The 24,276-nt window shown below is 68.2% G+C and carries 19 protein-coding genes; 10 read left to right on the top strand and 9 right to left on the bottom strand.

Features of this window, described 5'->3' with window-relative positions:
• Positions 1 to 42 precede the first annotated feature (42 nt).
• The 3 genes from VYJ16_RS15375 to VYJ16_RS15365 all read left to right on the top strand — a co-directional run bounded on the left by VYJ16_RS15375 (position 43) and on the right by VYJ16_RS15365 (position 4,425).
• Entirely contained in the window at positions 43 to 708 is a 666-nt protein-coding gene (locus VYJ16_RS15375) for a helix-turn-helix domain-containing protein (protein ID WP_336351197.1), read from the top strand.
• An 88-nt stretch (positions 709 to 796) separates the two neighbouring features.
• On the top strand, positions 797 to 1,957 hold the full coding sequence (locus VYJ16_RS15370; RefSeq protein WP_336351196.1) for a TIGR04053 family radical SAM/SPASM domain-containing protein: 1,161 nt from the start codon (positions 797 to 799) through the stop codon (positions 1,955 to 1,957).
• A gap of 65 nt (positions 1,958 to 2,022) precedes the next feature.
• On the top strand, positions 2,023 to 4,425 hold the full coding sequence (locus VYJ16_RS15365; RefSeq protein ID WP_336351195.1) for an outer membrane protein assembly factor BamB family protein: 2,403 nt from the start codon (positions 2,023 to 2,025) through the stop codon (positions 4,423 to 4,425).
• Between the two features lie 37 nt (positions 4,426 to 4,462).
• Here VYJ16_RS15365 and VYJ16_RS15360 read toward each other — a convergent pair whose 3' ends face one another.
• On the bottom strand, positions 4,463 to 4,915 hold the full coding sequence (locus VYJ16_RS15360; protein ID WP_336351194.1) for a universal stress protein: 453 nt from the start codon (positions 4,913 to 4,915) through the stop codon (positions 4,463 to 4,465).
• 103 nt (positions 4,916 to 5,018) lie between these two features.
• Complete coding sequence (locus tag VYJ16_RS15355; RefSeq protein WP_336351193.1) at positions 5,019 to 5,912, bottom strand: universal stress protein; 894 nt, start codon at positions 5,910 to 5,912, stop codon at positions 5,019 to 5,021.
• Positions 5,913 to 6,080: 168 nt separating this feature from the next.
• On the opposite strand from VYJ16_RS15355, the gene VYJ16_RS15350 reads away from it, so the two are divergent.
• From VYJ16_RS15350 to VYJ16_RS15335, 4 genes are all read left to right on the top strand, one after another.
• The gene (locus VYJ16_RS15350; RefSeq protein ID WP_336351192.1) at positions 6,081 to 7,301 is read left to right on the top strand and encodes a hypothetical protein; all 1,221 of its coding nucleotides are present in this window, start codon (positions 6,081 to 6,083) and stop codon (positions 7,299 to 7,301) included.
• 219 nt (positions 7,302 to 7,520) lie between these two features.
• Complete coding sequence (locus VYJ16_RS15345; RefSeq protein ID WP_336351191.1) at positions 7,521 to 8,243, top strand: profilin-fold protein; 723 nt, start codon at positions 7,521 to 7,523, stop codon at positions 8,241 to 8,243.
• A gap of 226 nt (positions 8,244 to 8,469) precedes the next feature.
• A complete protein-coding gene (gene rdfA / locus VYJ16_RS15340) occupies positions 8,470 to 9,063 on the top strand; it encodes a rod-determining factor RdfA (protein WP_336351190.1) in 594 nt (197 codons plus the stop codon).
• 119 nt (positions 9,064 to 9,182) lie between these two features.
• Complete coding sequence (locus tag VYJ16_RS15335; RefSeq protein ID WP_336351189.1) at positions 9,183 to 11,144, top strand: archaea-specific SMC-related protein; 1,962 nt, start codon at positions 9,183 to 9,185, stop codon at positions 11,142 to 11,144.
• 301 nt (positions 11,145 to 11,445) lie between these two features.
• Here the strand turns inward: VYJ16_RS15335 and VYJ16_RS15330 are convergent, their stop codons facing one another.
• Positions 11,446 to 11,703, bottom strand: coding sequence for a DUF7861 family protein (locus tag VYJ16_RS15330; RefSeq protein WP_336351188.1), 258 nt, complete (start codon positions 11,701 to 11,703; stop codon positions 11,446 to 11,448).
• A gap of 97 nt (positions 11,704 to 11,800) precedes the next feature.
• Positions 11,801 to 13,762, bottom strand: a complete 1,962-nt coding sequence (locus VYJ16_RS15325; RefSeq protein ID WP_336351187.1) for an archaea-specific SMC-related protein — start codon at positions 13,760 to 13,762, stop codon at positions 11,801 to 11,803.
• A 158-nt stretch (positions 13,763 to 13,920) separates the two neighbouring features.
• Here VYJ16_RS15325 and rdfA (VYJ16_RS15320) point away from each other — a divergent pair, with 158 nt between their 5' ends.
• Positions 13,921 to 14,571 carry a rod-determining factor RdfA gene (rdfA, locus tag VYJ16_RS15320; RefSeq protein ID WP_336351186.1) on the top strand — a complete coding sequence of 217 codons (651 nt, stop codon included), beginning with the start codon at positions 13,921 to 13,923 and terminating at the stop codon, positions 14,569 to 14,571.
• Positions 14,572 to 14,601: 30 nt separating this feature from the next.
• On the opposite strand, the gene VYJ16_RS15315 is transcribed toward rdfA (VYJ16_RS15320), so the two are convergent.
• The 4 genes from VYJ16_RS15315 to VYJ16_RS15300 form a co-directional block, all read right to left on the bottom strand.
• Positions 14,602 to 15,822: a TrmB family transcriptional regulator gene (locus VYJ16_RS15315; protein WP_336351185.1), complete on the bottom strand. Its 1,221-nt coding sequence runs from the start codon at positions 15,820 to 15,822 to the stop codon at positions 14,602 to 14,604.
• 296 nt (positions 15,823 to 16,118) lie between these two features.
• The gene (locus tag VYJ16_RS15310) at positions 16,119 to 17,816 is read right to left on the bottom strand and encodes a CRTAC1 family protein (protein ID WP_336351184.1); all 1,698 of its coding nucleotides are present in this window, start codon (positions 17,814 to 17,816) and stop codon (positions 16,119 to 16,121) included.
• Complete coding sequence (locus VYJ16_RS15305) at positions 17,813 to 19,132, bottom strand: DUF7405 family protein (RefSeq protein ID WP_336351183.1); 1,320 nt, start codon at positions 19,130 to 19,132, stop codon at positions 17,813 to 17,815. The genes VYJ16_RS15310 and VYJ16_RS15305 overlap by 4 nt, the downstream gene beginning before the upstream one ends.
• A gap of 70 nt (positions 19,133 to 19,202) precedes the next feature.
• Positions 19,203 to 22,268, bottom strand: coding sequence for a glycosyl hydrolase (locus tag VYJ16_RS15300; protein ID WP_336351182.1), 3,066 nt, complete (start codon positions 22,266 to 22,268; stop codon positions 19,203 to 19,205).
• Between the two features lie 245 nt (positions 22,269 to 22,513).
• Here VYJ16_RS15300 and VYJ16_RS15295 point away from each other — a divergent pair, with 245 nt between their 5' ends.
• On the top strand, positions 22,514 to 23,419 hold the full coding sequence (locus tag VYJ16_RS15295) for a HEAT repeat domain-containing protein (RefSeq protein WP_336351181.1): 906 nt from the start codon (positions 22,514 to 22,516) through the stop codon (positions 23,417 to 23,419).
• Positions 23,420 to 23,510: 91 nt separating this feature from the next.
• A complete protein-coding gene (locus tag VYJ16_RS15290) occupies positions 23,511 to 23,960 on the top strand; it encodes a universal stress protein (RefSeq protein ID WP_336351180.1) in 450 nt (149 codons plus the stop codon).
• Positions 23,961 to 23,994: 34 nt separating this feature from the next.
• Here the strand turns inward: VYJ16_RS15290 and VYJ16_RS15285 are convergent, their stop codons facing one another.
• Entirely contained in the window at positions 23,995 to 24,222 is a 228-nt protein-coding gene (locus tag VYJ16_RS15285; protein WP_336351179.1) for a hypothetical protein, read from the bottom strand.
• Positions 24,223 to 24,276 lie beyond the last annotated feature (54 nt).

Here is a 24,276-nt window from a genome sequence, read left to right as displayed (position 1 = left end):
AACCGACAGGGGCGTGGTGTTCGTAGCCGAACACGTTCACAGATGCCCGAAGCCCGCCTCACGCTCTCGATCCCGGAGCACATCTGGATCGGCGAGATCTCTCGACGCTACCCCGACGCGGAGGTGACCATCGTCGCCGCCGTCACCGACGACGACGCCGGCGTCGGCGTCGCGGAGATAACCGCGGAGGAACTGCTCGCCGTCGTCGAGGACATGACCGACCACGACACCCTGGAGTCCGTGGAACTCCTCGAACACCACGGGAACACCGCGATGGTACAGTTCCGGACGCGGGAACCGATGCTGTTGTTCGCCGCGCGCGGCAGCGGGCTCCCCGTGGAGATGCCGTTCGACATCCAGGACGGCGACGCGACGTGGGAGCTCACGACGACCCGCGAGACGCTCTCGGAGCTCGTCACGAAACTCGACGCGTTCGGCATCCCCTTCGAGGTCGAGGAGCTCCGCGAGCGCGTGGACGCGCCCGAGTCACCGCTCACGGAACGCCAGTGGCGGCTCGTCAGCGAGGCCGTCGACCGCGGCTACTACGACACGCCCCGCGGCACGACGCTCACCGAGCTCGCGGACGCGGTCGGTATCGCGAAGTCGACGTGCAGCGAGACGCTGCATCGCGCCGAGGAACGCATCGTGAAGCACTTCGTCGAGAACGCGACGCGCCCCCGCGAGGTCGCCGCCACCGTCGAGGAGTGACCGACTCGACGACGGCGACCTCGGCACTGACCGTGCGGCGAACGTGTTCGGCGAATCCGATACCGACGCCGCGGTCGTAGCTCCGTGCATGCGTCCCGACGACGTGGATACGGCCGAGCGGCCGGTGGTGTTGGTGTGGGAGGTGACGCAGGCGTGTTCGCTGGCGTGCGAGCACTGTCGCGCGGAGGCGACGCCGCGACGCCACCCCGACGAGCTCTCGACAGCAGCGGGCGAGGCGCTCCTGGAGGACGCGGCCGCGTTCGGCGACGGCCAGCTCGTCGTGCTTTCGGGGGGCGACCCGCTCGCTCGCGACGACCTCGAGCACCTCGTCGCGTACGGCGACGACCTCGGCCTCCGGATGACGCTGACGCCGAGCGGCACCGACTCGCTGACCCGCGAGCGCGTCGAGGCGCTCGCGGACGCGGGCCTGCAGCGGATGGCGTTGAGTCTCGACGGCGCGACACAGGATGCGCACGACGCGTTCCGCGGGGAACGCGGGAGCTTCGAGTCGACGCTCCGCGCTGCGCGGTACGCCGCGGACGCCGGGCTCCCGGTCCAGGTGAACACGACCGTCTGCGAGTCGACGGTCGAGGAACTCCCCGGGCTCCGCGACGTCGTCCGCGACCTGGATGCAGTGCTTTGGTCGGTGTTCTTCCTCGTGCCCGTCGGCCGCGGCCGGCTGCTCGACCCGGTCGAGCCGGCGCGCGCGGACCGCGTGATGGACTGGCTCGACGAGGTCCGCGCCAGCGAACCGTACGCGGTGAAGACGACGGAGGCGCCGCAGTACCGGCGCGTGGTCCTCCAGAAGCGCCGCGCGGAATCGACCGAGGATGACGCCGGCAGCGCATCCGGGGTCCCCGGACGCGACGGTGGCGGGCCGCCGGCATCGGTAGCGGGGCGACGCGGTGGCGTCCGTGCCGGCTCCGGGTTCGCGTTCGTCTCGCACGTCGGCGACGTCTACCCCTCGGGGTTCCTCCCCGAATCAGCCGGGAACGTCCGCGAGGACTCGGTCGTCGACGTCTACCGGGACAGCGACCTCTTCGAGTCGCTCAGGGACCCCGACGCGTTCCGCGGGAAGTGCGGCGCGTGCGAGTACCGGCACGTCTGCGGGGGCTCGCGGTCGCGAGCGTACGCCGCCACGGGCGACCCGCTGGCCAGCGACCCGCTCTGCCCGCACGTCCCCGAGGACTGGGACGGTGCGCTCCTGGGCGACGGCGAGGCGTCCTCGACCGGCGTGCACGGGGACTGAGCGACTCCACGGGTCGGGGGTGGCCCACAGAAGACTTATCCTGAACTCGTCACGATTACGGCCCAATGCCCTCCCATGGAGAAGACGCTGCGACGAGCGACGGTGCCGGGCGGCCGTCGCGGCGCGGCCTCCTCCGGACCGGCGGCGCCCTCGCGCTCGCGACGCTCGCGGGGTGTAGCACGACGCGCTCGCCGACCAGTTCGACGGATTCGAGCACCGACGCCGGTGTCGAGACCAGCACCGAACGGCCGACGGACCAGCCGCCTTCGGGGCCGGCGGCGCCCCCGCTCCGCGGCCCGTGGCCGACCGTGCACGCGGACGCCCGGAACACCGGTGCGGTCGAGGCGTCGGGACCACAGGGGCCGCCGGCGCTCCAGTGGCGCAGCGGCGTCCGCCTCGGCACCGAACTCACCGCCGCGAGCGGCCCGGACGGCCCGGTCGTCACCCAGCGGAACGGGACCGTCGTCGCGTACGACCACGACGGCGGCGTCCGCTGGCGCGACCGCCACGACGCGGACTTCGTCGCCGCACCCGTCGTCGCCGCGGACGGCACGGTCGTCGTCGGCACGCTCGACGGACGGGTGACTGCGTACAACGCGGGCGGGGACCGTCGCTGGGAGCGCTCGACGCAGGACGGGCTCTTCGCGCCACACGCCAACGACGCGACGCCGTTCGCGGTCGTCGACGACGTCGTCTACCTCGCTCACCCCCGCGGGAGCGCGTACGCGTTCTCGCTCGCAGACGGAACGGAGCGATGGCGGACGAGCGTCCCCCGTCGCTGTCACCGGCCCGCGCTCGAAGCCGGGAACGTCATCCTCACGTCCCGTGGAATGCGGAGCAGTGGCGACGACGAGAGCCCGGTGCTCGCGCTCGACGCGACCGACGGGAGCGAGGTCTGGCGGACGAACGTACCGGGGACGGTCTCCATCGGCGCGGGCGTCGACGGCGACGCCGCGTACGTCGGCACCATCGACGGCCGCCTCTCCGCGCACGACGTCGCGGACGGGAGCGAACGCTGGACGGTCCAGGTCGACCCCGAGGAGACGCCGTGGATAAGCTCGATACCGACCGCGTTCGCGGACCGCGTCTGGGTCGGAACGCTCGACGACGGCCTCTACGCGGTGGACGCGGACGGCGTCACCGCGCACGTCGCCGTCGACGCGGAGACCACGCCCGCGGTCGGCGACGGGCGACTCTACGTCGGGAGCGCGGACTACGAGTCCGGCGACGCGGAGGCGAACGGCTCGCTCCTCGCGGTCGATCCCGACGGCAGAGTCGCGTGGCGAACGGAGATCCGGGGCCAGCCCGACGCACAGGTCCTGTACCGCGACGGCCAGGTCGTCGTCGGCACGCACAGCGGCGTCGTCGAGACGGTCGAGGCGTCGACGGGCGACCGACGCTGGCGCGCGTTCGAACGCCCCGCCTCGCTCCCGTCGCCGATCGTCGGCGACGGCGCGCTCTACTGCGGGAGCCTCCACGACGCCGTCAGCGGGTACGACGCGAGGAAGGGCGAGAGTCACCTCTGGTACGTCGAGCTCGGCGGGCCGACACCCGGGGCGCCGGTCTCCGCTGGCGACACCGTCCTCGCCGGCAGCTGGAGCGGCGAGGTCGCGGGGACGCCGCCCCACGAGCACGCCGACCCGCCGACGGACCCGATGACGAAACCCGACCGGACGACGACGACCGTGCACGTGGACGCGCCGAGTCCGAACCCGCGCTGGCGCGTCGACCTGGACGGCCCCGTCGGCGACTTCGGCTACGGGACGCCCAGCGAGGCCGGGACCGAGGCAGGGACGACGGCCGGGGGTGCGTTCGTCGGCGCCGGGTCGCGCGTCGTCGCGCTCACGGCGAACGGGGACGTCCGCTGGGAGACCGACGTCGGCGCGCGCGTCGCCACGAGTCCAGCGGTCCACGACGGCGCCGTGTTCGCGACGACGACCGACGGCGACCTCCTCTCGCTCGCTGACTCCGATGGCGGCGTCAACTGGCAGACGGACGTCGGTGGCGCGGCGACCGCACCGGTCGTCGTCACCTCGACCGACCCATCGCTGGTCGTCCTCGGGACTGCAGAGGGCGTCGTCGCCCGACAGGCCACGGACGGCGCCGAAGCCTGGACCGCACCCGGCCAGGGCCGCGTCCGCGGTGCACCGGCGCTCGCGAGCGACGGCACCGTCGTCGCGGCGGACGACGCCGGTGTCGTCCGCGGTCTCGACGCTGCGTCGGGGGAGGAGACGTGGCGATTCCAGGCCGACGGTGCGGTCCACGGTGCTCCCGCTATCGCCGACGGCGTCGCGTACGTCGGGACCCGCGGCAGTCGCCTCCTGGCTATCGACGTCCAGGAAGGGGGCGTCGAGTGGTCGTTCGAGATGCAGGACTGGGTCGACGGGTCACCGGTCGTCGCCTACGGCGCCGTCTTCGTCGCGACGCAGGCCGGGACCATCGACGCCGTCGTCGCCGACCCGGCGTGAGGAGCGACCGGCCGCGACGACCGCCGCCAGCGCGAGCCTAGTTCTCGTCGACGTCGGTCTTGACGATAGTGACCGGGCGGTCGCTCATCCGCGCGACGCGCTCGGCGACGCTCCCGAGGAGCCGCCGGTACTCGCCCGATCGCTGCTTCGTTCCGACCACCGTCACGTCGACGTCCACGTCGTCGGCGTACGCGAGGATCTCCTCGTGCGGGACGCCGTGTCGGACCACCGTCTCCACGTTCACGCCGGCCGCTCGCGCACGCTCGGCGATCGCGTCGATGGCTTCGCCACCGGCTTCCTCGAGCGCGTGCTCGAGGCCCTCGTCCTCGTGGACGTACTCGTCGCCGGGATACGACCCGACGGTGTCCGCGTCGACGACGTAGAGCACGTGCAGGGTCGCGTCGTACTGGCTCGCGAGGTCGATGGCGTGCTCGATGGCGTCGGAGACGCCGGCGCTGCTGTCGGTCGGCAGGAGGATGTTCTCGTACATACTCGAAGAAAGGTGCGGACGAATCGTATAGCTTGCTCTCGATTCCACGCCGATGAGAACGAGCGAAAACCCCTGCTCGACGACGCGAAAGCGAGCGACAGCCTCAGTCGTCGCCGTTGCGCGCGTTCACCGCGAGCACGGGCGCGTCGGCGTGCCGGACGACGCGCTCCGTCGTGCTCCCGAGGAGGTAGCGGTCCAGGCCCGTGCGACCCGTCGTTCCCATCGCGACCAGGTCGACGGCCTCGTCCTCGACGTACTCCAGGAGCGCGTGCCCCGGCGACCCCTTCAGGACCGCCGTCTCAGCGGCGAGCCCCGCCTCGCGGGCGCGCTTCGCGACGTCGCTCGTCGCTTCCTCACCCGCCGCCTCGAAGCGCTCCAGGAGTTCCGTCGCGGGCGCCTCGCCCGCCGACGCGGCGAGCGACGACACGTCGACGACGTTCACCGCGTGCACCGTCGCGCCGCCGACCGCAGCGAGCGCGAGCGCGTGCTCGACAGCCACGTCCGCGTCCTCGCTCCCGTCCGTCGGCACGAGCACGTTCTCGTACTCGTCGAGCGACCGCGCCGCTTCGAGGTCCCGAACCGTCAACACCGGAACGTGCGTCCGGCGGAGCACGCGCTCGGTGACGCTCCCCGCGACGTACCGGTCCACGCCCGTCCGGCCGTGCGTCCCCATCACGAGGAGGTCCGCGTCCACCTCGTCGGCGTACCCGACGATGGACTCCGTCGCGTGCCCCTCCACGAGCGTCGACTCGACGCGCTCGACGCCGTCGAGCGCCGACGCCGTCGTCCGGAGCGCGCGCTCGCCCTCCTCGCGCAGCCGCTCGCGGGTCTCCTCGTCCACGTCACCGCGCTCGAAGACACTCGACGCCGCGTCCTCGTCGACGACCGACACGACGTGCACCGTCGCGTCGAACGCCACCGCCACACCGGCCGCGTGCTCGGCCGCTCGCTCCGCGTACTCGCTCCCGTCCGTCGGCACCACGATGGTCTCGTACATGTTCGTACGTACACGTTCGGCGACCAGGGAAATAACCCGGTCGTCCGTCCCCATCGACTGAGAACGACCCGCGTGAACCCGCCCGACTGCCCGCCGGTGCTTCCGGACCGGTCGCGGCGACGGACCGACGACGCCTTGAGGCCCCGCCGCCGAGTGCGAGTACGACCGATGGCCGACTCCCCCTCGCCACCGCCAGCGGACTCGACACCGGAGCCGACCGCACGCCAGGAACGCGTGTTCGACCGAATCTGGACGCAACTCCCCGCCCAACAGAACCCGACGTCGTCCTCGTGGTGGTTCTTCATCCTGTTCCCCGAGGGCGAGGACGGGTTCGGGCCGCGACAGATGATGTTCTCCATCGCGGCGCGCGTCGGCGACACCATCCGCGTGAACGACGTCACCATGCCCGGGATGGACCTCGACCGAGACGTCGAGGACGGCGTCGACGAGTTCGAGGCCATCTCCGTCGGGTGGGACGGCGACGACGAGCGCATCGACGAACGCATCGTGAACCAGCCGGCTCGAGCGACGCTCTCCGCCGACGGCAGCATCGAAGCGTGGACGGAGACGCCCGACGGCGAGCGCCGCGGGAGCGCCATCCACGCCGCCGAGGACCGCCCGCTCGGTCTCGAAGCCGAGTTCGTCGGCGAGAAGGGCAGCGTCGCGTTCGAAGCGTGGGGCGACCTCGACTCCCCGAACACGTCGCCCGTGCAGTCGATGGACATGGACACGCCCCTGGGTGGCGCCGACGTCGTCGCCTTCCGCCAGATGCGCTTCGAGGGCGAGTTCGACCTGCCCGCCGGCACCGAGACGCTCCAGGGGTCGTGTTACTTCCAGCGCGTGTGTTTCAACGTCCCCCTGTACCCCTGGAAGTGGGTGTGGGCGGTGTTCCCGAACGGAGCGGCGTTCTCCGCGATAATCCCGTTCGTCGGCCCGCACGTCTTCCGCGAGGGCTACGAGTTCTACGAGTCGGACGCGCTCGAACGCGCCACCCTCCCGTTCCGGACCTCGGGGTTCTTCAGTCCCGCGGACGGGAGCGAGGTCGTCCGGTTCGACGACATCACCATCGAGCCCGTCCTGGAGGACGACACCGCCGAGGTTGCCCCGGAAGCCGACCACGCCGACGGCGACGCCCACCCGGACTTCGTCGTCGAGGTGTCGACCGACGACGGCGACTTCGTCGAGTTCACCGCGTCGACGTACGGGCACGCCCGCAACCACATCGACCGCCCCATCCTCGGCGGCCGTCTCGAGTCCCACTGGAGCTACAACGAGTACCTCTTCGAGATGACCGACCTCGACGGCCGCGTCGGCGGCCAGCACCTCTCCGCGGAGACGATGGGGCAAGCGTACGGGACGCTCGAGTACAGCACTGGCCTCGGGCTCTGACGGTCCCAAGATCACCCCCTGCGAGACGACGCGCTTAAATCACTACGCGGCGAACACGTGACTGGAGCCGGCGGGGTGGAGACGTAGGATACCTCGACCCCAACTGCTCCACTTTCAACACTCGCGAGCGACCGCGTTGCCGCTCCCTCGCGACGATACCCGACGCGTACCCCGGCGACGACCGGTCGTCTTATGCCGGTCGCGCACCCGGTCTCGGACGTGACATCGTGGCCGCCTGCGGACCCGACGGACGCGTCGACGATAACCGAGCACCGCGACGAACTCGTCGCCGCGGTCCGCGACCACGCCGGCCGCCTCGCGTACCAGCTCGCGCGCCTGGAGGGCGGGGACTACGGCGACTGGTCGACCGACGGCGAGCACGGCGAGTGGACGGTGAAGTACGAGGGCGGCGACCTCGATTACCTCAAGTACGCGCCCGACAGCGGGAGCGACGTCTACGTCGTCTCCACGAAGCGCGACCCCGAACCCGAGGCGCTCGCGACCGCGCTCCGCGATTACGACGCGCTCGTCGACGGGTTCGCCGAGTACGTCGACTCGGTATCCGGCGTCCTCGACGACGTCTCCACGGACTTCCCCGGGGTCGCGTCCACCGATACCGTCGTCGCGGAACGCGACCGCGTCCTCGACCGCGTCCGCGAGGTCTGCGACCGGATCGCCGCGGAACTCCGCCGGTACGAGGGCGGCGACTACGGGACGTTCACCGCGCGCGTCGACGGCACCCGCTGGGAGCTGAAGTGGGACCAGGACGGCGCGTCGTACCTCCGCGTGAACGGCTCGAACGGCGTCTACGTCCTCTCGCAGTACTCGCCGCCGTCCGCGGACGACCTCCGCGAGTACGCCCCCCAGTTCCACGGGTTCGTCGACGCGTACAACGCCGAGGTCGAATCCCTCGAATCGGACCTCGCCACCATCGAACTCTGACCCGGGCTTCGGAATCAAGTGACTCGTCCCTCGAGAGGACGGCCCGCAGGACACCAAAAGTAACGCATTCTGATAAAACTGGATAAACATACTAGAATTGCCATACCTACGGCACGGCCCAGTCCCCGCCGTCGACCGCGCGGCGACGCAGACTCGTGCACGGCCAGCGACCACCACGACAGCGCAATCCGTTACGGCCTTAACCCTGTAACGAAGAGGCAGAGACATGACTGACGACGCCGCCTGTACCTGCAAGGTCTCCCGCACCAGAGACGAGTTCGACCTCGAGATGGACGACGACTCGCTCGTCGCCGCGTGGCAGGACGGAACGAGCGTGCGCGAGCTGACCCGCTCGTTCAACGAAGCCCTCATCGAAGCACGCCTCGACCGTCTCGACGGCTCCAGCACCACCTGGAACCGCCTCCCCGTCTACGACGCGCTCAAGACCGACGACCTCTCGGAAGCCGACGTCATCGAGATCCAGCGGGAACTCGAACGCGACGGCGTCGACCCGGACGAACTCCGATCCACGCTCATCTCCCACCAGACGATGTACCGCCACCTGACGTCGTGTCTCGACGCGTCAGCCAGCCCCGACCCCACGCCCGACGAACGCCGCGAGAAAGCGCGAGACACGGTGTACGCGCTCCAGCGACGCACGACGCTCGTCACCGAATCGACGATCGAAACGCTCCAGAACACGGGGACGACGGACCTCGGAGACCCCGACGTCCTCGTCGACATCCAGGTCCTCTGTCGAGAGTGCGGGTACTCCGCGGACTTCGATACCGCGCTCACCGAAGGATGTAACTGTCCCTGAAACACACCACTTCAGTTCCCCGTGGACGATACAACGTCATCTAGCACTACCCCAGCGTAATTGTCTGTCCGACCGAACGAACAGCAAGACCCTTAGTATAGAATTGACAAGATGGATGCATGGAATCGACTGAATCACTCGCCGCGCCCTTGTCGCTGTCAGTCGAGAACGTCGGCGGCATCGACACCACAAGCGTTCGACTCGAACCCGGTGTCACGGTCCTCGAAGGCCGGAACGCCACCAACAGGACGTCCTTCCTGAAAGCCGTGATGGCGTCGATGGGAAGCGACCAGTACACGCTCAAGGGCGACTCCGACGCCGGCCGCGTCGAACTCGCGGTCGGCGACACCGTCGTCGAACGTCGATTTGAACGCCGGAACGGGACCGTCACCGCGCTCGACGACGGCTACCTCGACGACCCGGAACTCGCCGACCTGTTCGCGTTCCTCCACGAGGACAACGAGGCACGGCAGGCGGTCGCACGCGGCGACAACCTCCACGAGATAATCACGCGACCGATCGATACCGTCGAGATCGAAGCCGAGATAGAACGATTGCAGGCGACCAAACGCCAGATCGACGAGCAACTCGAACGCATCGACGACCGCCAACGGGAGGAAGCCGAGTTACGTGACCGCAAGTCCGAACTCGAATCCCTGGTCGCGGACGCCGAGGATCGACTCGAGGACCTCGAAGCGGAGATCGAGGCGACCGACGCGGACCTGGAGACGGACCGGGAATCGGACGAAACCGTGGAACGCGACCTCGACTCGCTGACCGACAAGCGGTCCGAACTCGAAGAACTCCGGTTCGAACTCGAGACGCTGAACGAGACGATAGAGTCGCTGGAAGCGGAGCGCGAGGCGAAACGAGAGCAGCGCGAATCGATCGCCGTCGACCCCGACACGGACCTCGCTTCGCTGCGGAGCGAACTCAAGGACCTCCGTGACCGACAACGCCGGGTGACGTCGCAGATGAGTGAACTGCAGAGCATCATCCAGTTCAACGAGAACATGCTCGAGGGCACCGACACGGAGATCGCGAGCGTCCTCAGGGACGACGAGGGTGACTCAGCGCCGGCGGACGGGCCGCTCACCGACCAGCTCGTCGCGGAGGAGACGGTGGTCTGCTGGACGTGCGGGTCGGACGTCGCCGAGGAGGACATCGAGGAGACGCTCGAACGACTGCGGTCGTACCGGCAGGACAAGTTCGGCGAGCGGCAGTCCCTCGAATCGGAGATCGACGACCTCCAGGAGCGGGTGTCGTCGCTCGAGAGCGCCGAGCAGGAACTCGACGACCTGAACGAGCGCCTCGCGGAGATCGACGCGGAGATCGACCGGAAACGAACGCGGATCTCGGAACTGGAGGACCGCAAGGCGACTCTCCACGACGAGATCGCGGAACTCGAAGACGCCGTGGAGGCCCAACAGTCGTCGGACTACAGCGAACTCCTCGACCTTCACAAGGAAGCGAACAAGGTGGAGTTGGAGCTCGAACAACGCAACCGTCAGCTTGCGTCGGTCGAGGAGGAGCTCGCGGAGGTCGAGTCGCTGCTGGACGAACGCGAGGAGTACGCTCAGCGACGCGAGCAAGTTGTCTCGGAGCTCCAGGACCTCCGGAATCGCATCGACCGGCTCGAGGACGATGCCGTCGACGCGTTCAACGAGCACATGGCGGACGTGCTCGACGTCCTGGAGTACGAGAACCTCGCTCGCGTGTGGATCGAACGGCAGACGCGGGAGACGCGCGACGGCCGTCGGAAGGCGCTCGAGAGCTTCTTCGAGCTCCACATCGTCCGGGAGACCGAGGACGGGACGGCGTACGAGGGGACGGTCGAAACGCTCAGCGAGAGCGAGCGCGAGGTCGTCGGACTCGTCTTCGCGCTCGCCGGGTACCTCGTGCACGACGTTCACGAGACCGTGCCAGTGATGCTCCTGGACTCGCTCGAAGCCATCGACGCCGAACGCATCGGCCGACTCGTCGAGTACTTCGCTGACTACCCGGACCACCTCGTGGTCGCGCTCCTGCCGGAGGACGCAGCGGCCGTGGACGTTCAGCACGAAGTCGTCCACGAGATCTGACGTCGCAGGTCTCCGGATTCTGCTCCGTTCCAGTGCGGATTCGAACCGTTCGATGCCGGACCGGTAGCGTCTCGCTCGCCCCGTCGAGGAACGGCTCCTCTCCCAGCGCCTCGCCAACGGGACACGCATTAATATATTTAATCCTTCATACAATAAAATCTGATATAATCGGCTGTCGGGTCGCCTCGAGCGCATCACCATCGACGCTCGGTGAGGCGTCCTACGCTGAGGCGTCCTACGCTGAGTCGTACTGCGGTGAGGCGTACTGCAACCAGTAGCGAACCATGAGTCCGACGCCCACTCACGTCCCGCCGTGCTTGCGGAACCATACCGTCTCCCCGACCGGTGAGTCGTCGTCTTCGAGGTCGAGCCGTCCGAGGAAGAGGTCGCGGACCGCGAGCGTGACGACGAGTTCGACCACGTCCCGGTCCCCGCCGCTCTCGGGTTCGACGACGACGACGCAGTGCCCATCGCGTTCCTCGACCGTTCGGACGATACCACGCGTCCACCGGTCGACGTGATGCGTCGGTTCGCGAGCGTGAATGCGGTCGTGAGGCATCGTACTACGAGACAGATACGGGCCCGAGCCCGAAAACGAGTCGGGTCGCCACGCTAGCGTGGTGAACTCGGGGAACGCGAAGCGGGCCGCGACCGATTCAGATCTCGGTGACGCGACTGTAGTCGTCGCTGAGCGCCTGCGCGTCCTCGGGGAGGAGCGCGACGACGAGGTACTCCGGGAACGCCGAGAAGTACTCGACGAGCGACGCGATCCGATTCGAGTCGATGGCCTCGAGCGAGTCCAGGAGCATGAACGGCACCGTCTCGTGGACGTCGTGCACGAGGTAGCCGGCGAGCGCGAAGATGAGTCCCGTCACCTCGCGCTCGCTCTCACTGAGGTGCTCGATGGTGTCCTCGTACGCCGTCCCGTTCTCCGTCGTTCGGACGACGTGCAACTCGAAGACCGTCCGCTCCACCTTCTCTCGTCCCTCCCGGACCGTTCGCTCCAATCGCTCGATCCAGATGCGTTCGAGGTTCTCGTACCCGAGGACGTCCAGTATCGCGTCCATGTGCTCGTTGAACGCGTCCACGGCGTCCGCTTCGAGCCGGTCGATCCGCGTCCGAACCTCGGTCAACTCGTCGAGCAGTTCCTCCCGTCGGTCCCTGAGCTCGTCCGCACGCTCCAACTCCGCCTCTATCGTCTCGATCTCGTCGTTCACCGACTCCAGGTCCGCTTCCAGTTGCTGCAGTTCGAACTCGAGTTCGTTCGCCTCCCGATGGAGCTCCAGGACGTCCCCGAAGTCCGCGGACTCCAACTCGTCGACGTCGTCCTGTAGCGACTCGATCTCGGCCTGTAACTCGTCGCGCTCGTTCTGCAGCGACTCGATAGCGGACTGGTGACGGTCGATCTCGGCGTCGATGTCGTCGACCTTCGAGCGCGTCTGCTCGCGGTTCTCCTGTTTGCGCTTCGCCTCTCGCCGAGCGGACTGGACCTCCTCCAGGTCGGCCTCGACCGCCGAGATGTCGCTCATCTTCGCCTCCCGCGTCGCTCGAAGGGTTTCGAGCGTCGACTCTATCTGCTCGCGGTCGACGGTCGTCCCGCACGTCCAACACGCCACGCTACCGGACTCCGACGCGAGCAACTGGTCCGTGACCGCGTCGTCGCCCGCGTCGGTGTCGCCGCCCGCGAGCGCTCCGAGGAGTTCGTCGTTCGCCTCCGAGAGCATGTCCTCGTTGAACTGGATGACGCTCTGTAACTCGGATACCTCCCCGTTCAATCGACGTTTCTGCTCGCGTAACGACGCGACCTCGTCCTCCAGCGCCGCGTGCTCGTCCATCGGCGCGTCCGGCAACTCCTCGAGGACTTCCTCCAACTCGCGACGCTGCCGTTTGAGCGACGACACGCTCTCGGTCTTCGTGTCGATGTCGCGCCGGATGGACTCCAGCTCGCCGCGCGTCTCGCTGAGCGCCTCGAGCTTCTCCTGTAACCGCTGCTGGTCCTCGCGACTCTCCTCGAGGTCCCGATTCGACGCGTCGATCTCGGCTTCCTTCGCTTCGAGCGCGTCCTCCACGTCCCCGATCTCCTCGCGGAGGTCCTCGCGGCGCGCCTCGAGCTCCGGGAGTTCGCGCTTCCGCGAGTCGAGGTCTGCGAGCTCGTCGTTGATGTCGGCCTTCTCGGCTTCGAGCCGTTCGATCTCGCGCGTGAGTTCGTCGACGTCGACGGGCCGCATGATGATGTCGAGGAGGTCGTCGCCGCGCGCGACCGCCTGCCGCGCCTCGCTGCTCTCCAGCAGGAATGCGAACAGGTCCGCGACCGTCGGGTCGTCGAGGTACGGGTCGCCGCTGTAGGTGACGGTGCCGTCCGCTCGTTCGAGCGTCCGCGTCGCCGTCACGCCGTCGAACTCGAGCTCGACCGACCCGGCGTCCGCGTCGCCTTTCAGTGTCGCTCGATGACTCCCCATCGCCGCCATGATCGATTGGAGGAACGACGTCCGGTTCGTGGCGTTCTTCCCGCTGAGCACGGTGACGCCAGGCGGGAGGTCGACGGTGGTCTCGTCGATGCCACCGACGTTCGAGGCGGAAACGCGGGCAGTCGCACCCGACGCTACGTTCGCTTTCATGTACCCATGGTGTTCACGAGGCTATAAAAAACGTTGCACCCGAGGTCGGCACCATCGCGGCGGTGGACTCGATACGCCGGGCCGTCAGCCGTGGGTCGGCGAATCGACGTCGAGCCGTGGACGAACGGTTTTATGCGGTCGCTCGCGTACGGTTCCGTATGGACGAGACGGACGACGAGGACGAGGGGACGCCGTCGACGAAGGTGGGGCGGCTCCTGGAGTCGTACGACTTCGACCCGGGGTACGGGGCGGAACTGGAGGCGCGGTGGACGGGCGAGAGCGGCGAGCGAACGAGCCTCCGGGACCTCGCGGACGCGTTCAACACCACGTTACTCGAGTTGGCGTTACGGTCGGCGGGGGCGTCCGTCATCGACGGCGAGGTCGACAACCTCTATCGGTTGCTCACCGACGAGGAGGCGAGTGCGGGCGGTCGGGTCGAGGCCAGGGGGCGACTGGAGCGGGAGGGCGTGGACGTCGACCAGCTCGAGGCGGACTTCGTCACGTATCAGGCCATCCGCTCGTATCTCAAGGACGTCCGCGGCGCGGAACACGAGTCGACGTCGCCGGAGAAGCGAGTGGAGAACACGACCGAGACGGTCGAACGACTGCTGTCGCGCGTCCAGTCGGTGGTCGAGTCGGACCTCGCCGGACTCCGGCGCGCCGACCGGATCACGCTCGGGGACTTCCACCTGTTCGTCGAGGTGAACGTCCTCTGTCGGGACTGTCAGGCGCAGTACGGCGTCGTCGAGCTGCTTCGGCGAGGCGGCTGCGACTGCGAGTCATCGTCGGACCCGCGACAGGACGAATAACACTGTTAGCGGTGTTATCTTCACTCGGCGTCAGTTCGTCCGCGAGCCCTCCGAGGACGTCGTGCCCGAGTCCTCGACACGTCCCGTTCCAGCTCCGTCGCCAGATGGCGAGTCCGCGTCCGCCGACTGCGGGCCGGACCCCCCCGACTCGACGTCGTCGACCGGACCGCCATCGACCGGATTCGGCAGGTGGAGGTCCGCGACGACGAGTTCGTGCACCTCCATGTCCTCGAAGACCGCGCCCCAGCCACCGATGGAGTACGAGCCGTGCTCGGTCTGGAGTTCCACGGTCGCGAACCCGGCGAGCTGCTCGAGTGAGGGCGTCTCCGTGTCGAACTCCGACCCCGTGTAGGAGATGTTCGTCACCGGGCCACTGACCGTCCGCATCCGCTCCTCGTTGTTGTCCCAGCCGTGTGCGACGACGTGGATGCCGACCCCGTCCCAGTACAGCTCGATGAAGTCCTGGATGAACTCCTCGATACTGATGTACGGCAGCGGCCCGTCGCGCGTCGTGTGAACCTGCGGTTGGACCGCCCAGAGGCACGTCTGGAAGTACCAGTGGAAGATGAAGGAGAGGATGTCGTCGTTGACGATGACGCCGTAGGGGTCGCGACTCCGGTCGTTCGGCGCGAAGTACGTGTGCCGCCTGTCGACGACGGCGAGGAACGGTCCCGGTATCTCGCATTCGCGGACCTCGAGCGCCGCGCCGTCGAGGTCGAGCTCGTCCAGGACGTTCGTCGACGCGGAGTGATTGTACACCGATAACCGAACGATGATGCCGTCGTCGTGGGCGTCCCGGAGCGCGGGGAGCAGCGACTCGACCTGGTCGATGGTCGCGGCCAGTTCGATGGCGTGGTCGGCTTCGGCGATGGAGGACCGGACGCGGTCGTGTATCGTCGACTGGTGCTTGACGACGCTCATCTGGTGGTCGGTCTGATGCGGTTCCTTCCACCGGTCCTCTATCTCGTCGGCCGTATCCTTCAACACCTCGCTGTAGCTCCGAAGGTTGTTGAGGACGTCGACCGGGTCGCGTGGTCGCGCGTGCAGTTGCTCGCGGTCGATGGTCTCGACGTACCCCTCGTCCTCGAGGTCGTCGAGCACCTTGTAGATCTGGGACATCGGAACGGACGATCGCTTGGCGACGTCGACCGCGGGAGCGATCCCGAGGTCCAGGAGTGTGAGATAGGCGTCGGCCTGGTACGACGTCAGGCCGGCGCGTTCGAGCGCGTCCTGCATTTCCTCCGATTCCATGGTCTCGCTTGTGTGGTGGGAACCATAGTCATTCCGTTCCCTCAATACCACGACCGGGCCTGCACACGCCGAACGTATCCTCGAACTGGTCGTACTAGAAGACCGATAGGCAGCGGTCGAACCGACCGACACGAGTGGGATAGATTGCGCGCGATTCTCTTTGTTGGCTCGAACAAAATCGTCTCCTGACTGTTAGCGCGCGGACGTCGGCGGTCGCAGCAGGGACGTTGCTGGCGCTGGGGTCTCGTCGAAATGGCGCGCGAAGAAGCGAATCGTAGGGCGAGCGGGGGTGGCTGCTACGGGCCGCGGTCGTACGTCGCGACCACCGTGATGCCGTCCTTGGAGACGCGGAGGCGTGCGTTCGCGGGCACGTCCTCGAACGTCCGCGTCGTCCCGTCCGGCCATTCGACGGTGATGGTCACGGTCGTCGCCGAGCCGAGCCCGACGTGCTCGACGCGGGGTTCCTGCGAGAGGTAGTCGACGTTCGCGGTCTGGTGGACGACCGTCTCCTCGCCGTTCGCCGAGACGGTGACGACCGCGCCGAGCGCCGTCGCACCGTCGTCGTCGACGACCTCGAACGCGACGCTGTTCCCGCCCGCGACGGTGTTCTCGTAGACCGTGACGGGGCCGCCGTACGTCGCGGCGACGACGTCCCGGTCGCCGTCGTTGTCGTAGTCGATACTCACCATCCCGCGGCCGTTCCGTTCGGCGACGCCGCGCTCGCTCGCGTCCCTGGACCGGAAAGACGACCCCTCTCGCTCCCAGAGCATCGCGTACGTGTAGCGTGGGTCCTCGGGGTCGATGCGGAGGACGTGCTGGGTGGCCTGCCAGAGGTCGCGGTCGCCGTCGTTGTCGAAGTCGGTGAGGCTCGCCGCCCACCCCCAGCCACCGCGTCGGACGCCGTACGCGTCGGCGCGATCTCCGAACCGGCCGTCGCCCTGGTTGACGAGGAGCGTGTTCCCCTTCGTCCGTTCGGAGTGGATGACGAACTCGAACAGGCGCTCGTAGCGCTCGTAGCGCTCCGCGGACATGTTCTCCTGCGATATCGGGAGGTAGATGTTCGACACGAACACGTCCGGGCGGCCGTCGCCGTTCACGTCCGCGACCTCCGACGCCATCCCGTTCCGCGCCGTCGCGCCGCCGAGCAGTCGCCGTTCGAACGTCCCGTCCCCCTGGTTCACGTAGACGGTGTCGTTGTTGTAGTCGTTGGCGACGTGGATGTCGGGGCGGCCGTCGCCGGTCAGGTCCACGAAGCTCGCCGCGAGACTCCACGTGTCGCCCGTGATGCCGGCTGTCTCGACGCGCTCGAACCGATGGCGGTCGTCGTCGGACTCGCTCGGGGCGACGTTCTCGAACAGCACGTTCGGGTTCCCGTTGTCGTCCGCGACGTGCCCGGTGTCGTCGAAGTACCCCGCGGGTTTCCCGTTCGCCCAGTCGCCGGACTGGTAGACGAACAGGTCGAGGTCGCCGTCGCCGTCGAAGTCGGCGACGGTCGCGCCCTGTGGATACGTGAGGTTCCCGATGCCGAGGTCCGTTCGCTCGAAGGAGCCCTCGTCGTTGTGGAGCGCGACCGGTGGCGCGTCCTCGGCGAGCAGGAGCAGGTCCGTCCAGCCGTCGCCGTCGTAGTCGAAGAACACCGCACTCCGGAAGGGTCGCTCGAGAGCCGGTAGTCGCTCCGAGCGCGCGAACGACCCGTTCTCGTTCACGTAGAGCATCGGTCGTTCACCGCCGAGTGCGAGGACGTCCGTCCAGCCGTCGTCGTTCACGTCCGCGGCGAACACGCCCGCGTTCCCGTTCCCGATACCGCTCGCCTCGTCGGTGTACTCGATACCGGCGTCCTCGGTCGCGTCGCGGAACTGTATCTCGGGGCTCGGCGGTTCCGAGTCGAATCCGAGCGCGCCGCTCGCCACGACGATGCCGCCGACGACGGCAGCGACGACGAGGACGACGGCGACCATCCGGGCGCGTCCAGCGACGAACCCTCGCGGTCTCATCGGTGCACCGGGAGTGCGATGTCGTCCCGTGGCGGAATCAGGTACGTGCCCCGCGAGCGCGTTTCGAGGTAGTCGACGATGCCGTGGCGTTCGGCGGGAACGTCGACGTCGTACTCGTCGACGTTCATCGCCTTTCGAGTCTCGACGAAGTCAGCGACGGTCCCCTGGATCGACGAGAAGTTGAACTCGGTTCCGTCGACCGCGTCCGTCGCGACGCCCTCGGAGCGCCTGAGGATGGGGGTCTCGAAGTCGTCGTCCCGGACGCGAGCGAGTTTCTGGGAGTGCCCGAGCGTCCCATGCTCGTCGGCGTGCTCGTCGATGGCATCGACGTCGTCCTCGGTGATGCCGCTGTCGCCGCCGAGCTTCGACCCGGTCTCGCCGACGTCCTCGGGGTCGTGTGCGGGACAGAACATCTCCGCGGTCCGGTCGCCGTGAGACTGGTCGTACCAGCGATCGAGGTCGATGCGGAGCCGCGAGACGGCCTGGGTGGTGCCGCCAGCGAACGGGCCGTCCTGGAGCGTGACGCGGTCCTCCGGCGGGAGGCTGTCCCGGAATCCCGACTTGAACCCCATCGAGAGCGGCGCTTCGTCCGGGACGTCGTCGTTGTCGAGCTTCTCGGCGGGGAGTCCCTTCCCGACGACGCCGGTCCGCCGGTCGACGCGCTCGAAGACGCCCTCGAGCGTCGCGTCGACGCGCACGCCGTTGACCGTCTCCGTCTCCCCGAACAGCGCGGCCTCGGCGGCGAGCAGTATCGACCCGAAGTCGCTCGTCAACACGAGCAGCGCGTCGTGTTCGTTGGCCTTCCCGCGGTCCTCGCCGACGGCTTCGAGGACGTCCTCCGGTGGGTCGAGCTGGTCGGGCACCGCCCCGAACCGCTCGAAGTACCGCGGTGCGTACCCGAGCGTGTACAGCAACCCGTCGTTGATCGCTGCCCCCGTTCGCGTCCCGGTCCCCCAGCGGAACGCGCGGTCGAGCGTCTCGAACGCCGCCGCGACCTGCTCGCGCTCTCCCGCCGTGGGCTCGGCGTCGCTCTCGTAGGAGAGTCCCAGCAGCAACTGGTGCTGTGGGAGGACGGTGTTGCCGTGGGCGTCGCGAACGAGGTAGTCGCCCCAGCGATGCTGGCCGTCCGGCACGACCGACGGGTCGCCCTGCGGGAACTCTGCGCTCTCGGACTTCCTCCCAGCACTCGTCGACGTCGTCGACTCGTCGCCTCGTTCGCGGTCCATGCAGGCCGCGAGCGCGCTCGTCCCCCCGATAGCCACGGCCGCCTTGACGAAGTCGCGTCGCTCGATACCGCGAGCGCTATCGAATCGCATCGTTCCTAATCGACCATGACACTATAAAAAAGTACCCCGCTATGGGTTCCTGCGCGACGTCCGGCGTCCGTCAACTCCCGTCCTCGACCTCGCTCGCCGTGGCCGTCGCGGTGTTCCCGGCCGCGTCCGCGACGACGCACTCGAGCTCGTACGTGTGGCCGTCGTTCTCGGCCTTGAAGGCCTTCAGCGAGACGGTATCGGAAGCGGACCCGCCGCTGACGCCGATGGACGCCGAGTCTTCGACGACCCCGTCGGCGGTGTCGGTCAACGTGAGGTCGACCGTCGAGAGGTCGCCGTTCGCGTCAGAGACCGAGTAGCTGGCGTCGAACTCGGCGTGCGGACTGTTCGAGGAGCGCTCGGTCAAGCTGAGGCCGTCGACAGTGGGTGCGTTCCCGCCCGTCGAACTCTCCGTCTCGCTCACGGCGGTCGACCCGGCGCTCGACGCGCCGGCCGCGTCGGTGACGACAGCATCGACGGTGTAGCTGTTCGCACTGCCCTCGTCGCCGACGGCGACGAGACGCGTGGTGCCGCTCGCGTCGCTCCCGCTGACGCTGATGGACGCGGTGTCCTCCGTCGACCCGTCGGTGTCGTCCGTCAGGGTGAGGTCGACCGTCGAGAGGTCGCCGTCCGCGTCGCCGACGCTCCACGAGACGTCGAACTCGGCGTCCGAATCGCTCGTCTCGACCTCGGTCGCCGACAGGCTATCGAGCGTCGGCGCGCTCGAATCGCCCGAATTCGACGAGTCCGTCGCCATCGAGTTCGCGGGGACGTCGAGCGAGACGCCATCGGAGAAGTTCACCGTGACCTGGCTCCCGGTCGGGTTGTACGCGACGTGGGTCCTCGCACTCCCGTCGTCGTACACCGACGCGAGCGCGTGGTCCGCGGTGACCGACGGCGTCGCGGTCCCCATCGCGTCGTGGTTGTAGATCCAGTGGTAGGTGTGCGCGCGGCTCTCCCCGAACTCGACGGGATAGCTGTCCTTGTTCGCCGTCCACATCGACTTCGCGTCGTCGACGTCCGAGAGTGCGCGGTACTCCCACATGACGTCCGGCCAGTACTGGAAGTCGTCACCGTCCGGGTCGTTCGCAACGAGTTCCTGGTAGTTCGCCGCGGCGGCGTCGGTGTCCCACCCGAGGTACGAGCGGCCAGCGGTCACCGGGAGGACGTTGATGCCGTGCTTCGCTTCGACGTCGCCCGTCCACCACGTGTCGTACTTCACGCCGTTGCTCCACACCATCGCGGCGTAGTCGTACGGCCAGTCCGCGGGCAGGTTCGTGCCGTCCTCGTCGTACCAGTACTCCTTGATGGCGTGCACCTCCGTCGTGTACAGGTAGACTGCGGCGTCCCGCATCGCGGTGTTCCCAGTGTATTCGGCCCAGAGGAGCATCGACGTGTACGCGTTGATCGCCTCCGAGGAGGACTCCTGGTTGTTCCCCTGCTCGTAGTCGCCGCTCCCCGACGCCCACGAGTGGCCCTCGTACGGACTGAAGTTCCGGAGGAACGGGAACGAGTCGTGCGGGTTCGACGCGGGGTCGAGCGCGTTCGACCGGTCGGGGCGCTTCCAGTTCGCGTAGTCCGCGACGAGTAACTCGACCATGCCGCCCCAGTTCGCGTCCTCGGCCCACGTCGGGTCGTGGCGCGCGACCTCGGCGGCGCCACGGACGTAGTAGCCGTAGTGGAAGTGGTGGTCGTTGATGTCCGCGCCCGAGCCGAACGAGTCGTTGTACCCGACGAGCGTCCCCCACGTGTCGTCGTAGTAGAAGACGTCCTCGGAGCGCGTGGACCCCGCGCGGTCCGCGTCGAGCCACGTCTCCAGGTCGCCGCGGAGCCCGACCGTCGACGAGTCGCCGTCGAGGAAGTACGACGCGGCGGTCGCGTCGCCGACCTGTTCGGCGATGGGGATGAGTTCCGAGAGCCGCCCGTAGTTCTTCCCGGTCCAGTACGTGCCGTCACCGGGCTTGTCGGGCCCGGTCTCGACGAGCGTGCTGTTCGACTCCTCCTCGTCGACGTAGCTCGCGAGCTCCGCGTCGTCGTACGTGCCCTCGTCGGGGAGGAAGGGGAGCACGCCCGGGAACGTGTACGTGGTCGTGAACGACGAGACGCCGCTCGTCGTCTTCATCGTCCCGCGAGCGCTCGCGTACGTGTAGCCCGTGAACGACGCGCTGGAGTACTTGTGCTGGTGCGGGAACAGCCCGGTGAACGTCCCCGACGCCGAACTCTCGGGTTTCGCGTCGAACGCGAAGTCGAACGTCGTCGTCACGTCGCCGCTCGCTTCGTCGTACGTCCAGTCCACGGTCGTGTCCGTGACGTGGTTGTACGCGTACGCTTCGAGGTCGGCGAGCGCAGTGCTCGTCGCCTCCGGGAGCACGGCGACCGTGAGGTAGCCCGCGCTCCCCAGTGTGCTCGTGAGCTCCGTCGTCCCCTTCCCGGACCAGGTCGCGTCCGAGGGTGCGTACAGCCCGTACGCGTGCCCGTTGACCTCGACGCCGAGGACGTTTCCCTCGTCGGCGAACACCGTCGGTGCGCTCGGGAACGTGAGTTTCGCGTCACCGCCCGCGTACTCGCAGAAGACGTACGGCGACCCCTGCGCGACTGTCGTCCGCAGCGTCGTCGACGTCCCGTCACCGAACTTGCCGACGGTGTGCCAGTCGCCGAAGCCGTCGCAGCGCGCGTCGCCGAACGACGACGTCGCGCTGTGCCCGATGGTCAGGTCCGTCGTCTGGTCGAGGGTCGCGACGCTGTCCGTGTCGTAACCGTCGCTGTACGTCCACTCGGTGCCGTGCCAGACGTCGAGGCCCGAGCCGGTGAACTCCATCGAGACCGGGTGCGCGAATATCGGCATCGAGTGCTGTTTCCAGACGAGCGAACTCCACCACTCGTTCGTCGGGACTGGTGGGCTGACCGCGCCGGTCGTGTACGTCGTATCGGGCGGCGAGCCCTCGCCGGACGGGAGCGTCGTCGTGTAACTCCCGTTCCCGACGCTGACGGACGTCGCCGCGCTCGCGAGCGATGCGGTACCCGCGACACCGCTGGAGAGCCCGCCGAGGAGACCGACCGTCTTCGCGAAGTCGCGCCTGCCGATTCCTGTCCGTGAACGATCCGTTCCGTCGTCGGATGGCTGATTGTCCTCTGTCATCGTGGGTGCCTCTGCTCCCGCTATGGGAGGCCGCAGCCACGAGGTTACGCGTCTGCGCTCGACACGCGTTCGCGCCACGCTGGCGCTATGTGGCTGTCTGCCATGGTCTTCACAACCATGGTAGTTAAAATAACCGGTCGCCGTGACCAATGGCATCGTACCCCGGGGGTCTACGCCCACCGCCCGACCCAAACCCGGCCCAGGCACCACAATCCTCTTGTAGGAAGAACTGACTCTTCCTTAGCATGGTTCTCGAGTCAGGGCCGCTCGCCGACGTCGACCCGGAGACGGCGACCGTAGCCGACCTCTCCGTCGCGGCCGTCGAACGAGCGCTCGAATCGGACGACCCGCTCGTCCGCCAGCACGCCACCGACGGCTGCGTCACCGCTGCCGCCGACGAACCGGACGCGATGGGTCCGTTCGTGGACGTCCTCGTCGACGCACTCGACGACGAGAGCGTCGTCGTCGCGCAGAAGGCGGCGGCCGCACTCGTCCCCGTCGCGCCGGTCGACCCGGCGGCGTTCGAGGACGCCATCGACGAACTCCTCGCGCTCTACCAGCACGACGTCTCCATCGCGCAGGCGTATGGCGCGAAACTCCTCGGGACGCTCGCCGTCGAGCGACCAGCACTCCTCGTCGACCACGTCGACGCCGTCGTCGACGCGCTCGACGCACCCACCCAGGAAGTCGACGCCGCCGCCGCCGCGGACGCCGCACCCGTCGACGACGAGGTCCGCGCGGCGATGTCACAGCACGACGACGCCGAACTGAAACGCGAGCAGGCAAGCCGCGAGACCGTCGCGAACGTGGTCGTCGCGGTCGCAGAGGCCCATCCCGGGGCCGTCGCGCCACACCTCGAAGCGATCTGTGACGCAACCGAGGACGCACCGACCATCGTCGCCGCCGCGTACGTCGACGCCATCGCGACCGTCGCCGAAGCCGACCCGGACGCCGCACAGGACACGACACCGGTCCTCCTCGACTGCCTCGACCACGACCACCCGATGCTTCGCGGCCGCGCCATCCGCGCACTCGGATTCCTCGGCGACGACGACACGGCCGAACAGCTCCGCGAGGTCGCCGCCGAAGACGAAGACGAGGACGTCCGCTCGCTCGCCGCCGAGACCGCCGACTTCCTCGAAACGAACTGACGTCCACCGACGGACCTCGCCGAGTGCGGCGACGCGTCGGCGCCCAACCGGCGATGGTTTTAACTCGACGCCGAATGCTTCTTCGAGTCGAATGGAGCGAGGACTCGTACTCGTCGAGCAGACCGTGGACCACCTGGACCTCCTCGCCGAGGCCGTCGAACACGCCCTCGGCGCCGACGCGGACCTCGTCCTGCTCGCCACCATCACGCACGACCAGTTCGAAGACGACACCCAGATGCTCGAGACCATCGGGCACCTCGAGAACACCAGCTACGACACGAGCTCGGTACTCGACCGCGCCGTCGCCGACGTCCGCTCGTTCGTCGCGGACGAGATCCCCGACGACGTCGACGTCACCATCGTCGCCCGCGCAACCGACGACCCCGGACAGGCGCTCCTCGACGTCGGCGACGAACACGGCTGCGACCACGCGTTCGTCCTCGGCTCGCATCGCTCACCGACAGGGAAAGCCCTGTTCGGCGACGTCGCCCAGCAGGTCGCGTTGAACTTCGACGGCTACGTCACGCTCGCGACGCAGTGACCGACACCGAAGGACTCCCTCTCCGGACGACCTCTCAGGGCTCGCGGCGCGCACACACGACCGACGTGCCGCCGACGACCACGAACGCACCGACGAGGAGGACGATGTCCACGACCGCGATCGCGTACGGGCCAGTTCCGGGTTCGAGGAACGGGAGCGAGAACACGAGCAGCACCGTCATCACGACCAGGAGCGCGACCAGGCCACGCATCACGTCCTGGTAGGCACAGAGCGTCTCGAAGAGCGGGCCGGTATCGACCATACTGTGACGTGGTAGCGGGGTGGTAAGAACGTTGCCGTCGGGTTCGGTGTGGTG

Source organism: Halorubellus litoreus (genome assembly GCF_037081675.1).
In the GTDB taxonomy this organism is placed as follows: domain Archaea; phylum Halobacteriota; class Halobacteria; order Halobacteriales; family Natrialbaceae; genus Halorubellus; species Halorubellus litoreus.
Note: the sequence above shows the minus strand (reverse complement) of the source record. Positions and strands in the feature narration are given on the sequence as shown.